Raw genomic sequence first — 13,060 nt, 5'->3', positions numbered from 1 at the left:
TCGAACGGAAAAAATGCGTTTGACCTGCGGGAACACCCCTTCCCTGGAATGCCGTTCCGGGACGCCGGCCGGCCTCCGGGACGGGGGAAGCGTGTCAGGGAAGCGCGTCGGGAAAGCGCGTCAGGGATGCGGCGGTGGCGGGATCGTCCCCAGGCCGGGCGCCGGGGCCGGCCAGACCAGAAGCACCGGGCACGGGGCATGGTCGACGACGAACCGGCTCGCCGGGCCGAGGCTGTGCGGGCCGAGCCGGGCACGGTCACCGTCACGGGCCACGATCAGCAGCTCCGCGCCCTCGGCGGCGGCCACGACCTCCCGCTCGACGCGCCCGTACCGCTCCATCCGCCCGCACGGGCGCCCGAGCCGTTCCTCGGCCGCGTCCAGGAGCCGGGCGGCCGAGGCGGCGCCGAGGTCCTCGAGCCGGGTGCCGGGGTCGCGCTCGGGGTGGCCGCGGCCGAGCAGTCCGGCGAAGGCGCCGTGCGCGATGCCGGGTACGTCGCCGCCGCCGACGTACAGCAGATCGAGGCCGGCCGGTTCGGGCGCGTACCGCCGGGCCGCGTCCACGCAGGCGGGCCAGGTTCCCTCGACGATCCAGGCGATCACGCTCATGGGCGACGGCCTCCGAAGTGTCCCGGTACCAACAGCGCACTCCACGGTGCCGTTCCGCCGGGCGCGGGGCAACCAGTGGCGGGCATGTGGCCCGCATGTGGCGGGCCGACGGGCCTCGTGCTGCGTACCGCGTACCGCGTGCCGCGTGCCGCTCCATGTGACCCAGGACACTTCCCGCGGCACGGATTTTGCCTGCTCCAAAGATTCTTCACCCGCGTCCCGGCCGTACCTCCGGACGTCGGACCGCTCCGTGCGGATCCACCACGCAGTCAGACACGGCATCCCGCTCCCGAGCGGGTGGCCCCTACCAGGAGGTGCCATGGGCATTTCACGGAACGCGGCGGGAACCCTCTTCGTCGGTGGCGCCCTGATGCTGACACTGTCGGCGCTCGCCTACCCCAGCATGCTCGGGATTCAGAACACGTCCAGCTCCCCGTCGCGCGTGATCGCCAACACCGAGTCCGGGCCGCTGACCGAGGCCGACCGCGACTTCGTGGTCAAGGTGCGCGCGGCGGGGCTGTGGGAGTTCCCCGCCGGTGAACTGGCCGTGAAGAAGGGCACCATCGCGTCCGTCCGCACCGCCGGGCAGCACCTCATCAACGGGCACGTCAATCTGGACAAGAGCTGCCTGAAGATCGCCCAGCAGCTGAACATCACCCTGCCCAATCAGGCGTCTCCGCAGCAACAGGGCTTTGTGGCGACGCTGACCTCGGACAGCGGCAAGCAGTTCGACTCCGACCTCGCCAACATCCTTCGGGTGACCCACGGCCAGATCTTCCCGGCCATCGCGAACATCCGGGCCACCACCAAGAACACGCTGGTCCGCCAGCTGGCCGACCAGGCCAACGACACGGTCCTCGACCACATCACGGTCATGGAGCAGACCGGCCTGGTCGACTTCGACTCGGTCCTCTTCCAGGAGACGACCCCGCCGAAGGACGCCAAGAGCAACCACACCCCGCCCGCTCCCCAGCCGGGAGAACCGACGGTCGTCCTCTCCCCGCCCGCGGGCTTCACGCCCCCGCCCGCCACGACCCCGTCTCCGACGGTGGGGTGACCAGCACCGCGTTCCCCGGGCACAGAGCCGGCACATGACGGCGAAGCGGCCCGGCACCGGACATGAAGAACGGGCCCGGCGCTCTCATACACAGGGGAAGAGCGCCGGGCCCTGCATGGGGACGGGGTCGGTCAGGAGCGGGACTTCGCCGTACGGCGGCGGCCGGCCACGACGATTCCCGCGCCTACCGCCAGGAGGGCCGCGGCACCGGCCGCGAGCGGCAGGGTGTTGCCGCCACCCGTCTCGGCGAGGTCACCGGGCGGGGTGGACGAGCCGCCGTTCGGGGTGGCCGCCGGCGGGGTGCTGGACTTCTCGTCGGACGGGGGCGTCGTCGAGGGCTTGGGAGTCGACGCCTTCGGCGGGGTCGAGGCGGACGGCGTGGACGCCGGGGGCGTCGTGGCCGGCGGCTTCGACTCCGGGGTGCTCGGCGGCTGGGCGGTGCAGTCCTTCGCGCCGCCGTTCCACGCCGCGATCAGCTTGTCCTTGATGACCGGACGGTCCGGACCCTTGGGCACGTCACCGTGCTCGAAGCCGTCCTTGGCATCCAGCTCGCCGTCGAACTTGACCTTGCCCCGGTACAGGTCTATCTGCGCGAAGCAGCCCGCGTCCGGCACCGAGATGTCCAGCGAGTCGGTCTCGCCCCGCTTCACCGTCACCGAGTCGAAGTCGTGGAAGACCTGGACGCCGGAGGTCGCGAAGGTCGCGCCGTGGGCCCGGTACGCGGCCAGCGAGGCCGTGCAGCTCGTCGCGTCCTCGGCCGCCCGCACCTTGATGTGGACCTTGCCGTCCTCGGTCGGCTTCAGGTTCTGGTCGTCGACCCGCACCGAGTCGGTGAAGACGGTGCCGTCCAGGGAGAACTGGCAGCGGTCGGTCTCGGTCACCGTGCCGGGGCCCTGCCCGGACGTGTAGCCGCGGTGGGAGTTGTCCCAGCCGTCGCCGCCGGGCGTATCCGTGGCCCAGGCCGAGCCGCACGCGACGGCGGTGAGGGTGAGCGCCGCGGCGCCTGTCCCCAGCAGGCGGCTTACGGTGACCCGTCTCGCAATGGACATGCAGACCCCATCTTCATGTGCCGGGTCCCGGTCGACGGCGGCGGGCAGCGCGAAGCCACCGGGGGCCGTACCGGGGATGAGTGGTCGAAGAGAAACACCGGACTCACTGGTCACATGAGTCACAGCGTGAGCACATATTCGATCACCCCGCGGGGACTGTCAACCTCGTTGAATACAGGAGGACTTCACGGGCCATCACATTTCGACCACATGGGGAATCATCTGCTCCGTCGAGGGCCGCCGGTACGTTCCTGGCGGCCCTCGACCCTGATCAGTCGGCGACGAGATCGTCCGGGCCCGCGAGGACGAGCTGGGTGAGGGGCGTGCGGTCGCCCGAGTCCAGGGTCACGCGGTAGAGGCCGCTCGCGGGCACCGAGACCCGCGCCGCGAGCTCGTCCTCGTCGGCGTACAGGGCCGCGCGCACCGGGACGGCGGACCCCGTGCCCACCTCCTCGACCGTGCACTCCAGGCCCGCCGGACTGTCCGCACCGTGCACGCGGAGCGTCCAGTCGGCGCCGGGGGTGACGAAGTCCGGCACCGTCAGTCCCATCCCCGCGGCCGCCTGCGTGGGCCCCAGGTGCTCGTCCTCCGCCAGGAACGAGGTGACCGCCTCCATCGCGGCCTCCCCCTTGGCCAGCGTGCCGTGCTGGAGGGCGAACGGGACGGCGCCCCGGGTCAGGGAGGCCGACTCCTTGTGCACCGTTCCGTCACCCGCGACGTCGAAGCGGCGCGGGGTGCCGCCGTCCGTCAGCAACGTGCCGTCACGGTGGTACCGGTAGCAGTGCTCGTAGGCGGTGACGACGCCCTGCCGCAGCGTCAGGGACTGCATCGTCGGCTGGCTGATCCCGACGACGGCACGGTGGCCGGGCAGCGTACGGCCGCGCAGACCCTCGTGGAACGCCTCCGACCGGACGGCGAGATCCTTGTCGCCGCCCAGGTCCGCGACGTCCACCGGGCTGAGCGCCCGGATGTCCGCGCCCTCGGCCACACAGGGGTACGTCGGCAGCAGATCGTGCAGTCCCGGCATGGTCACCGCGAGACTCCTGAGCCTGCCGCGCGGAAGCGGAACCGGCGCGCCCCGGCCGGTGTTGAGGATGACGGCCGCGGCGACCGCACCCTGGAACGGCGTGCCGAGCGTGAGCACCCCACGGGTGTCCCCCGCGAGGTCGCCGTCGGGCCCGGTGCTCAGCGCGGCGAGGGTCAGCAGCCCGCCCATGGAGTGCGCGACGAAGACGAGCCGGCCCTCCCGCTCGTCCACCCGGTGCCTGCGGGCCGCGGTGTGCGCGGGGTGCCGGCGCCACCGCTCCAGGTGCTCGCGCGCGGCCTGCGCGAGGAAGCGGGCGTTCGTGGCCACCGACAGCCGCCAGTCGTACGGGAACTCGAGGACCGCCTCCGGGGCGGCCACGCTCCTGGTGACGGTCCTGACCAGCTCGGTGTACGGCTCCTGGCCCTTGAGGACGGGGGCCCAGCCGGCGGTTCTCAGCAGCCGCGACGGCCGTACCCGGCCCAGCCGCCCCTCCCGTTCGTCGGGGGTGAGGTGCAGCGCGCCCAGTCCGGCGGGCGTCGTCCACGCCTTCAGCAGCAGACCGGGGGACAGGCCCCAGATCACGGCGTCCTTCTCCGTGTCGTACAACTCGCTGCCCATGATGCCGGGCACCACGACGACGGCGTCCTGGGTCGTGTTCGGGGACAGGCCCGGCGGACCACCGGCCCGTTCAACGGCGAGGCGGCCCGCGGGATATGACTGCGACGGCTCGTTCATGACGGGAAGAATAGGGAGCATGCGACGGCGGGCGGGCGGGCTTGTCAGGATCGACGGGACACCGGCGGAGGACGAACGGCGGGCGGCGGGGAACACCAGTACGCAGGCCGGGAACACGGGTTCGCGGACGGGGGCCACGGAGCCGCGGACGGGGGACCCCGGGGCGCGGACGGGGGACGAACCACCCCCGCAGCGCACCCTGTTGACCGTCGCCGTCCGTGAATACCCGGACGGGGACGAGGACTTCACGGCCGGTATTGACGAACAGCTCTCCGTCGTCACCGACTGGTGGTGCGACCCCGAGGCCGACGAGCCGTTCCACCGGGTGGTCCAGCCGGAGCTTCACGAGCGCTACGACGTGGAGAGGTTCCTGCACGAGGCCCGGGTACGCGAGACGGGCGGCCAGGCGTTGGTCCTGTTCGTCACCGGACACGGAAAGCTGGGCGCCTCCGGTACGCACTTCCTGCAACTGCCGAAGACCGAGCTGCGGCGTCAGCTGGCCACGGCCATCCGCACCAGCGAGATCGTCGCCGCCGCCCTCGACTCCCGGGCCGAGCACGTCCTGGTCATCGTCAACACCTGCTACGCGGAGGCCATCGCCGGCGAACTGAGCGAGCTGCACAAGGAGATCCGGCAGAGCAGGCGCGAACAGGGCAGCCTGGACGTCATCGCCACCTGCGCCCAGGACCAGCTGGTCCAGGTGGGGCGCTTCCCGTCCGTGATGCGCCAGGTCCTGCGACGGCTGCGGACCAACGCCCAGATCACCACGCCCTGGCTGAGCGTCGGCGATCTGATGACGGAATTCGAGAGCGAGTTACGGGGCGACACCGAGCGGCGCAGGCACCGGCTGCGGCGCATCATCGACGGCGGCGGCCAGACCGTGCTGACCCCCTGCCTGCCCAATCCCGGCTACCGGCCCAGACGGCAGCTGGTGGGGCCCGCGCGCCGCCAGGTCGCCACGCCCGCCGAGGACATCGACATCTGGCTCGACCGGGCCAGCGGCCGCCCGCAGGAGGCCGACCCCGGCTGGTACTTCAGCGGCCGCGAACGCCTCAACCGCGAACTCGCCGTCTTCCTCACCCGCCCGGAGGGAGTGCTCCTGCTGACCGGAACCGCCGGCAGCGGCAAGTCGGCCGTGCTCGGCCGGGCCGTGACCCTCAGCGATCCGCTGTTCCGCGAGAACGCCGACTACGCCGACGCCGTCAGGTCGGCCTCGCCGCGGACCGTTCCACCCGAGAACTCGGTGTCCGTCGCCGTACTGGCCCGGCACCGCTCCGCCGCGGACGTCCTGCGCGACCTCCTGCTCGGCCTCGGCGTCGCACCGCGCCCCCTGGGGCCCACGGACGATCCCGTCGACCTCTGGGGCACCCAGCTGGACACCCACCTGGCGGAGCCCGGCGAGACGCTCACCCTGGTCGTCGACGGCCTCGACGAGGCGTACGAGCCCTTCCGGATCGTCCGCGACGTGCTGGCCCCGCTGAACGCCCACTGCGCTCCCTCGGCTCCCCTGCCCGGCCAGCGCGGCCCGGCGCGGCAGCCCGCGGAACCCGAAGGGCAGCGGCGCAACCTCCGGCTGCTCATCGGGGTACGCAGCAGCCGGCCCCCCGCGCATCTGGCGGCCCCCCGGGGATCCGCCCCGCGCACCGCCCTCACCCGGCCGCCCGTCACCCAGGAACCCGGCCTGCTCGCCGCGCTGTGCGAGATCTTCCCCACGGCGTCGGTCCTGCGCACGGACGACACCGGCAGCCGGGACGACATCGCCGCCTACGTCGAGGCGCTCATCGGCCCGAAGGACTGCGGGAGCGAGAGCACGCGCCGGGCCGCCGAAGCCGTCGCCGACCGGGTGTGGCCCTCGTTCCTGGACGCCCGGCTGGCGGGCGAGCAGCTGAGGGAGACCACCGATCCGGCGGTCCTGGCCGCCGACCCGCGGTGGCTCGACCTGTTGCAGGCGGGCACCATCGGCCTGCTGCGACGCGACCTGCGGCTGGCGGCCGACGAGGGGCTTCCGGCGGACGTGGCGCTGGCACTGCTGCGGGCCAGCGCCTTCGCGCTGGGCGCCGGCATCCCCTGGTCGAACGTGTGGCCGGCGATGGCGGGCGCCCTCCTCGGGCGGCCGATCGAGGAACCGGACCGGATGATCGACAGCCTGCTGCGCCGGCTCTCCGGATATCTGGCCCACGACCACGAGGACGAGCGGTTCGTGTACCGGCCGGTCCACGAAGCACTGGCCGAGATCCTCCGGGACCCCCGGCAGGACCTGCTGACCGACCTGTCGGGGGACGCCGTATGAGCGACGCCAGGGCCTGGGACTCCCCGGACGACGCGCACCGGCTGATCGCGAAGGCGCTGGCCGAGCTGGTCGCCGAGGATCCGACCATTCCGCCGCATCCCTACCTCAGCCGTCATCTCGCCCAGCACGCCGCCCGGGGCCGCGTGCTCGACGACACCCATGTGCCCCTGGCCATACTTCCCTGGGAGTCGAGCAGGAACGTCCGCATCCTGCTGCGGCAGACGGGCGCCACCCAGCAGCAGGACTGGCTGGAGGCCTGGGCGGGCATCGAGCCGTTCGTCCGCGACGCCGACCCGGACTCCCGTCTGACGAGCCTTCACCTGGCCCACCACACCGCCACCTGCCGCCGTCTCTCGCTCACCGCGCGGCCGGTGTCCGAGCGGCGGCTGGCCGGCTCGCGCATCACCCCCCTGTGGAGCGACTGGACGGCACCGGACAACGTCCTGGCCGTCTCGGACACCCTCGTCGAGTCGCTGGCCCACACCACGACGGCCCCCGGCCGGACCCTGCTGATCAGCGGGGACAGCCACGGCACGATCCGCATGTGGGAGGCGAACGGCACACCGGCCGGAGCTCCGCTGCACACCCACGGCGGCGCCATCCAGCACCTGCTGCCGCTCCAGCACGACCTGCTGGTGTCCGGCGGCACCGACGGGGCCGTACGCGTCTGGCACAGCACCCGCGGGCAGCAGCTCGTCGAGCCCGTACGCCGCCCGCACACCTGGGTCAGCGCCCTCGCCCTGTTCGAACCGGCGGACGGCGCGCGGTTCCTCCTCGTGGCCCACAGCGACGGCCACCTCACCGCCCTGGACCCCGTCACCTTCGAGCCGGCCGACACTCCGCTGCCGGCCCTCGACCCGGCACCGGCGATCCTGACGCCCCTCGCCACGGCCGACGGCACGGCGCTGGTCATCGCTCAGGGGCGGCGGGTCGTCGTCTGGCGGCCGGGGCGGGGCGTCGTCCACATCTCGGAGCACCAGGGCGAGGTGCGGGCCGTCGTGGCCCTGCCGTCCGGGGGCCGGTACGCCGTCTGCGACGACTCGGGGTACCTCGGGTTCTGGGACGTGTCGACGGGCCACGAGACGGTCGCGGCGGGGCCGGCGCACGACGGACCGGTCATCGCCCTCACCACCCTGGCCGTGGACGGGCGGCAAACCGTCGTCTCCGCGGGCCTCGACCACACGCTGCGGGTGTGGGACGCCGACACCGGCCGGCCGGTCGGCGGCGCCCTCGAAGGACACACGGATCCCCCGGTCGCCCTGACCACGCTGCCGGGCGAGGGGCAGGAGCTGGTGGTCTCGGCCGCCGCGGACCACACCCTGCGCCGCTGGAAGCTCGCCGGCCACGGCACCCGCCCCCGGCGTCCCGTGCGCCGGCCGGTGACCGCGGCCGCGCTGCCCGGTCCGACCGTCGTCCCCGCCCTGCTGGCAGCCGTCGCCGACGGGGCGGGGACCGCGCTGTGGAACGTACGCACGGGCCGCCATGTGTCCCTTCCGGCCGGCGAGCCCCCGGTGACGGCCTTCGCCTGGGCCACCGTGCACGGCGACCCGGTCCTGCTCACGGCCCACAGCGACGCCGCCGTGCGGCTCTGGTCCCTGTACGCGGGCAACGCCGTGACCCCGAGCCTGCGCGGCACACTCCTCAACCACAGCCTGCCCGTTCAGGCCATGACCGCCTTCCCGCACGCCGGGGCGACCCTGCTGGCCACCGGCGGCGCCGACGGCTCGGTACGCCTCTGGCACCTCGGCGACCGGCTGGAGCTGGCCCACTGGGACGACCACGCGCTGAGCGTCCGTGACGTCACGCTGCTCGGCACCGGGGAGGACGCGCTGATCGTGTCGGCCGGCTCCGACGGGACCGTACGGCTCTGGGATCCCGGCACCCGGCGGGCGTCAGGGGGGCCGGTCCACTGCGGCCAGCAGGTCGTGCACGCCGTGACGACGGTCGCACCGCATCCGGACGAGGCCGCGCTGATCGCGTCCGGCGGCGAGGACGGCACCGTACGCCTCTGGGATCCCACCACGCGGCAGCCCGTCGGCGACCCGCTCGACGCCCGCGACGGAGCCGTGACCGCGCTCGCGTCCTTCCACACCCCGGCCGGCCGGCCCTGCCTGGCCGCGGCGGGCCCCAGCGGCACCATCCACCTGTGGGACGTCGCCGCCCGGACCCATCTGCTGCGCATCGTGACCGGCAATCCGCTGAGCACCCTGGCCGCCCGGCAGACGGGCGAACCGTTCACGGAGCACCCCGTTCTCCTGGCCGCCGGGACCGCGGGCGTATGCATGTTCGACGTACGCCTGGAGCGATTGAGGTGAGTGTGCGCCGCCCAAATGCCTCGGCGCCCCCCTCTCGCGCCCCCGCCGGCCCGCCGAAGTGGACACCCGCGTCCGCCCACTGCGAAAGAATGATCGCCCGCATGTTCCGGAGGAACATGCGCAGCGTTTCGACCGCCCGGCACTCCGGGCCCCTGACCGTGCGAACCGATCGCACCCACCAGCTCAGCAGCGAGGACGTATGAACCGCGCCCCGTCGGCGGTGACCACCGCCCACTTACCGCTCCACACCGTACGAGGCTCAACGCCCGCACCCGTGATCACATCGGAGGTGAGGGCCTGATGCACTCGTCCGACGAGTCCCCCGTCACCCTCGTCCCCGCGCCGGAGCGCGGCGTGTGGCGCCTGGGCAAGAAGGGCCACCCCGTGGAGTACAACCGGCTGGAACCCGAGACCAGTCAGGGTTCCAGCGCCGGCCGCTTCAGCCTCGCCACCTACGGGATGCTCTACTGCGCCTCCGACCCGGCAGGCTGCTACGCCGAGGCCCTGACCCGCTTCAGAGTCCAGCCGAAGATGCGCAGACTCATCGGGAACCACTGGGACAACCAGTCCGGCAACATGGGGCTCGGCCGGCTGGGCTCGGGCTGGCGGGACGACCACATCCTGATCAGGCTCGTGCCCGCCAAGGACGCGTGGTTCCTCGACGTCGACTCCGAGGCCACCCGCGCGGTCCTCTCGAAGGAACTCCACAACGAGTTCGAGGCGTGGGGTGTGGCGAGCCCCCTCACCGACGACCACATCCACGGACGCGACCGCCGGATCGCCCGCCAGATCGCGGCCTGGACGGTCGCCCAGCGCAACCGGGCCGGCCACCGCCTGGCCCAGGGCATCGCGTACCGCTCCGGATACGGCGGACACCGCTGCTGGGCCGTGCTGAGCGACGTCGACCTCGAAACGGCCGAACAGCGCCCCATCCGGCTGGAGGACACCGCCCTGCGCAAGGTCGCGGCGGAGTTCGGGCTGAAGCTCTTCTGAGCCTCCGTCGGCCCCTCCGGACGCCTCCTGGACGCCTCCCGGACTCCCCCCGGACCCCTCCCGGCTCCTCCTGACCGCTCCGCAACCGCCTCGGACGCGGCGATCGGCGGTACCACCGTCGCCCGATCGGGCGGAGCTCTGTCACACGTCTGCCCGGGATGCGTCACAGAATCGCCGACCCGACACGGAAAAACCCCTGTTCACGCTTCACATCACGCCATTCGGGGGGGATTTGACGGGGGATTCAAGGGGGGAAAACGGTGGAGTGACCAACCCTCCGAGGGGTAGGCTTTCTTCAACACGACTGAGGAGAAGCAATGTTGAGCATTCACCGGTTACCCGTCGGCCCACCGCTGCCGGCCGTCATCACACTCGTTCCCGCCCCACAGATACTGACGCGCCATCAACTCCTCTGGCGCAGCAGCGTGCCCAGCCGTCGCCTCATGGGCATGGAATCCCACGGACCACTCGCAGCGCCGTAGCCCGCGCATCCGTGACCACCCATCACGTACGGCCTGCCCGAAAGCCGTGAGTGCCCGCCCCGACACCGGATCGATGACACGGGGATCGATCGTGTCGGCGAGACGGCCACGGCATCCCTGAAACTCATCTCCTTGAGTCAGGCCCGACGGCAGCGCCGCCCACCACCCTCGGCCGAGGCGCCAGAAGCGCCGGACGGCGACGGGGAAACGAGGAGACCATGGAAACCCTGCGAGAGACCGGAACCGAGTCCACCGCCCACGCCGACACCGTGCAGAAGAACGTCGCCGACATCGCGCGCTTCTTGCAGGAGAACTTCGGCCAGCGGCTGGCCGCGTTCGTCGCAGGCATCGAGGACCCCAAGCAGGTCGGCAAGTGGTGCAGTGGCCAGAACAGCCCGCGCATCGACTCCGAACTGCGACTACGGGCGGCATACCAGGTGTTCCGAATGATCGCGCTCGCCGAGAATCCGCACACGGCACGCGCCTGGATGATCGGCATGAACCCGCAGCTCGAGGACGACTCACCGGTCCAGGCCATCGCCGAGGACCGCCACAAGGACGTCATGGCGGCGGCTCGCTCGTATATCAAGGGCGACCTTTAGCCGAGCGGCGGACTCAGGTCGGCGGGGTGGCTGTGACCAGGTGTTCTCTCAGGTGGTTGCGGGTGCCCCGGTGGCCTGGGCGAGGGCCCCGGCGGACTTGCGGAAGGGATCCACGAGGCGGCTGTGATCGCCGGAGCGGGTCGTCGGCACGACATGACTCGACTCGACGCCGCGCAGGTCGACCGTGGTGTCGTCGGGACGGAGACTGCCCGCGTGGGGGCCGGGACGATGGCTACCGCGCGCCCCCTCCTACCCCATCCGCTCGACCGCTTCCTTCGCCTCCTTCAGGCCCGCGCCCGTGAGTTCGCGGTAGGTCTTGATCGCCTCGACCTTCCTGCCGTCGCGCAGGAGGGCGTCGACCCGCTCCATGCGCGGGTCCACATGGTCGATCCCCAGGTGGTCGAGGATCAGGTCGAGCTTCTTCTCCACGCGGGCGACTCTGCGGTCGGCTCGGCCGATCTTGCTCTCCACTCCGGCGAAACCGGCCAGCACAAGCGCGAAGACGACGAAGAAACCAAGTATTTCCATGGCTGGCGAGACGCTCATCCGCACCGACAGGTTCCCCTACGTGCCGTTACGTGCCGTCGGGGAGGGGGTCACCGTGGTCGGCGAGATACGGACGGATGCCTCCGGGGCCGACCCCGCCGCGGCCGGGCCCCCCGTGGCCGTTTCCGTCGTGGCCGTGTCCACCCCGGCCGGGTCCGGCGTGGCCGAGTCCGCCGGGGAGGCGGTGCCGTCGATGTTCACGGCGTCACCGACGGCCAGCCGCCCGTACAGCCACTTCGCGTCGACGACGCGCAGGCCGATCCAGCCGCGGGTGGTGTCGTAGTTGCCGGGTGCCTTCTCATCGGACGACAGGCCTCCGAGGTACACCGACGTACCGTCGTCCGCCCGCAGTTCGACCATCCAGGGAACCTTGTAGGAGTACGTTCCCTTGAAGCCGATGTCCTCGCCGGACACCAGCTTGACCTCGTACTTGGCCGCGACGGTCAGCCGCCCGGTCGGCGTGTCCCTCCGGGCGGTGCCGGGCGAGACGAACAGCGTGCGGCCGTCGACGCTGAGGATCCGGCTGGCGAGCCGGACGGTCGCGACGGGGGCCTCCTGGGTGCTGGGCGTACTCGTCGGGCGCCCGGCGGGCGACGGCTTCCGCTCGGCCCCCGGACCACCGAGGTTCAGGACCAGCGCCAGCCCCAGCGTCAGCGCGGCCGCCGCGCCGCCCACCGCGGCACTCGTACGACGGCGGCGCCTGCGCGCTCCGGCCCGGCGGCGGATCTCCGCCCCCGGCACGACCGGCAGGGCCTCGCCGGACTCGGCCAGCTCGCGCAGCTCCGTGGTGAGGTCATCGGACACGGTCGTCCTCCCTCTCCCCGTCGCCGGTGGCCAGTTCCCGCGCCAGTGCGGCCCGGCCCCGGGACAACCGGGCCTTGACCGTGCCCACGGGAGCACCGGTTTCGGAGGCTACCTGCTCGACACTCAGGTCGCACAGATGGTGCAGCACCACCGCCATCCGCTGCACCTCGGGCAGTTTGCGCAGCGCCGCCACCAGTTGGGCGCGCTCGGGGCCCGGCCCGGGTGTGTGCTCCGGCGGCGGATTACGGCGCACCAGTTCCAGCCAGCGTCGCGCCCGGCGCCAGCGGCTCACCGCGAGCCGCATCGCCACGGTCCGTATCCACGCCTCGGGCGCCCCGTCCGCGAGGAACTCCCGGCGCCGGTCCCAGGCCCGGACGAACGCCTCCTGCACGACGTCCTGCGCCTCGCCGTGGTCCCCGGTGAAGGCGTAGAGCTGGCCGGTCAGGCGAGGGAACGCGGTGGCGTAGAACGCGTCGAACTCTTCCTCGGTCATGCCCCCCGCCCGGCCCTCCGTCATGCCCCTGCCACGCCCTCCGTCAGGCCCCCGCCACGAG

At 72.4% G+C, this 13,060-nt stretch carries 11 protein-coding genes; 5 read left to right on the top strand and 6 right to left on the bottom strand.

Annotated elements, in window-relative coordinates:
* Nucleotides 1–120 precede the first annotated feature (120 nt).
* Nucleotides 121–606, bottom strand: coding sequence for a universal stress protein (locus GTY58_RS23200; RefSeq protein WP_037647788.1), 486 nt, complete (start codon nucleotides 604–606; stop codon nucleotides 121–123).
* 319 nt (nucleotides 607–925) lie between these two features.
* Here GTY58_RS23200 and GTY58_RS23195 point away from each other — a divergent pair, with 319 nt between their 5' ends.
* Nucleotides 926–1,663 carry a DUF4142 domain-containing protein gene (locus tag GTY58_RS23195; protein WP_010985861.1) on the top strand — a complete coding sequence of 246 codons (738 nt, stop codon included), beginning with the start codon at nucleotides 926–928 and terminating at the stop codon, nucleotides 1,661–1,663.
* Nucleotides 1,664–1,794: 131 nt separating this feature from the next.
* Here GTY58_RS23195 and GTY58_RS23190 read toward each other — a convergent pair whose 3' ends face one another.
* Nucleotides 1,795–2,712: an LAETG motif-containing sortase-dependent surface protein gene (locus GTY58_RS23190; protein WP_037647785.1), complete on the bottom strand. Its 918-nt coding sequence runs from the start codon at nucleotides 2,710–2,712 to the stop codon at nucleotides 1,795–1,797.
* 271 nt (nucleotides 2,713–2,983) lie between these two features.
* Nucleotides 2,984–4,474 (bottom strand): hypothetical protein, encoded by a 1,491-nt coding sequence (locus GTY58_RS23185; protein ID WP_107083099.1) that lies wholly within the window; start codon nucleotides 4,472–4,474, stop codon nucleotides 2,984–2,986.
* A gap of 19 nt (nucleotides 4,475–4,493) precedes the next feature.
* Here GTY58_RS23185 and GTY58_RS23180 point away from each other — a divergent pair, with 19 nt between their 5' ends.
* The 4 genes from GTY58_RS23180 (at nucleotide 4,494) to GTY58_RS23165 (ending at nucleotide 11,156) form a co-directional block, all read left to right on the top strand.
* Nucleotides 4,494–6,764 carry an ATP-binding protein gene (locus tag GTY58_RS23180; RefSeq protein WP_010985858.1) on the top strand — a complete coding sequence of 757 codons (2,271 nt, stop codon included), beginning with the start codon at nucleotides 4,494–4,496 and terminating at the stop codon, nucleotides 6,762–6,764.
* A complete protein-coding gene (locus GTY58_RS23175) occupies nucleotides 6,761–9,079 on the top strand; it encodes a benzoate transporter (RefSeq protein WP_010985857.1) in 2,319 nt (772 codons plus the stop codon). Before GTY58_RS23180 ends, GTY58_RS23175 begins: the two co-directional genes overlap by 4 nt.
* Before the next feature lie 300 nt (nucleotides 9,080–9,379).
* Complete coding sequence (locus tag GTY58_RS23170; protein WP_010985856.1) at nucleotides 9,380–10,072, top strand: RES domain-containing protein; 693 nt, start codon at nucleotides 9,380–9,382, stop codon at nucleotides 10,070–10,072.
* A gap of 700 nt (nucleotides 10,073–10,772) precedes the next feature.
* Nucleotides 10,773–11,156 carry a hypothetical protein gene (locus GTY58_RS23165; protein WP_010985855.1) on the top strand — a complete coding sequence of 128 codons (384 nt, stop codon included), beginning with the start codon at nucleotides 10,773–10,775 and terminating at the stop codon, nucleotides 11,154–11,156.
* 249 nt (nucleotides 11,157–11,405) lie between these two features.
* Here GTY58_RS23165 and GTY58_RS23160 read toward each other — a convergent pair whose 3' ends face one another.
* From GTY58_RS23160 to GTY58_RS23150, 3 genes are read right to left on the bottom strand one after another with little or no spacing between them, the layout of a single operon-like run.
* Complete coding sequence (locus GTY58_RS23160) at nucleotides 11,406–11,684, bottom strand: ribosomal protein L7/L12 (RefSeq protein WP_037647783.1); 279 nt, start codon at nucleotides 11,682–11,684, stop codon at nucleotides 11,406–11,408.
* A 36-nt stretch (nucleotides 11,685–11,720) separates the two neighbouring features.
* Nucleotides 11,721–12,506 carry a L,D-transpeptidase gene (locus tag GTY58_RS23155; protein WP_048894374.1) on the bottom strand — a complete coding sequence of 262 codons (786 nt, stop codon included), beginning with the start codon at nucleotides 12,504–12,506 and terminating at the stop codon, nucleotides 11,721–11,723.
* A complete protein-coding gene (locus GTY58_RS23150) occupies nucleotides 12,496–12,999 on the bottom strand; it encodes a SigE family RNA polymerase sigma factor (RefSeq protein ID WP_037647843.1) in 504 nt (167 codons plus the stop codon). Before GTY58_RS23150 ends, GTY58_RS23155 begins: the two co-directional genes overlap by 11 nt.
* Between the last annotated feature and the right edge of the window lie 61 nt (nucleotides 13,000–13,060).

This window comes from Streptomyces sp. SID5469 (genome assembly GCF_009862865.1).
In the GTDB taxonomy this organism is placed as follows: Bacteria; Actinomycetota; Actinomycetes; order Streptomycetales; family Streptomycetaceae; genus Streptomyces; species Streptomyces avermitilis.
Note: the sequence above shows the minus strand (reverse complement) of the source record. Positions and strands in the feature narration are given on the sequence as shown.

Bases quoted from the DNA above. Each gene is read 5' to 3' on its own strand.
- GTY58_RS23150 (WP_037647843.1), bottom strand. From the start codon at position 12,999: ATGACCGAGGAAGAGTTCGACGCGTTCTACGCCACCGCGTTCCCTCGC.
- GTY58_RS23170 (WP_010985856.1), top strand. From the start codon at position 9,380: ATGCACTCGTCCGACGAGTCCCCCGTCACCCTCGTCCCCGCGCCGGAG.
- GTY58_RS23165 (WP_010985855.1), top strand. From the start codon at position 10,773: ATGGAAACCCTGCGAGAGACCGGAACCGAGTCCACCGCCCACGCCGAC.
- GTY58_RS23160 (WP_037647783.1), bottom strand. From the start codon at position 11,684: ATGGAAATACTTGGTTTCTTCGTCGTCTTCGCGCTTGTGCTGGCCGGT.
- GTY58_RS23180 (WP_010985858.1), top strand. From the start codon at position 4,494: ATGCGACGGCGGGCGGGCGGGCTTGTCAGGATCGACGGGACACCGGCG.
- GTY58_RS23190 (WP_037647785.1), bottom strand. From the start codon at position 2,712: ATGTCCATTGCGAGACGGGTCACCGTAAGCCGCCTGCTGGGGACAGGC.
- GTY58_RS23185 (WP_107083099.1), bottom strand. From the start codon at position 4,474: ATGAACGAGCCGTCGCAGTCATATCCCGCGGGCCGCCTCGCCGTTGAA.
- GTY58_RS23195 (WP_010985861.1), top strand. From the start codon at position 926: ATGGGCATTTCACGGAACGCGGCGGGAACCCTCTTCGTCGGTGGCGCC.
- GTY58_RS23200 (WP_037647788.1), bottom strand. From the start codon at position 606: ATGAGCGTGATCGCCTGGATCGTCGAGGGAACCTGGCCCGCCTGCGTG.
- GTY58_RS23175 (WP_010985857.1), top strand. From the start codon at position 6,761: ATGAGCGACGCCAGGGCCTGGGACTCCCCGGACGACGCGCACCGGCTG.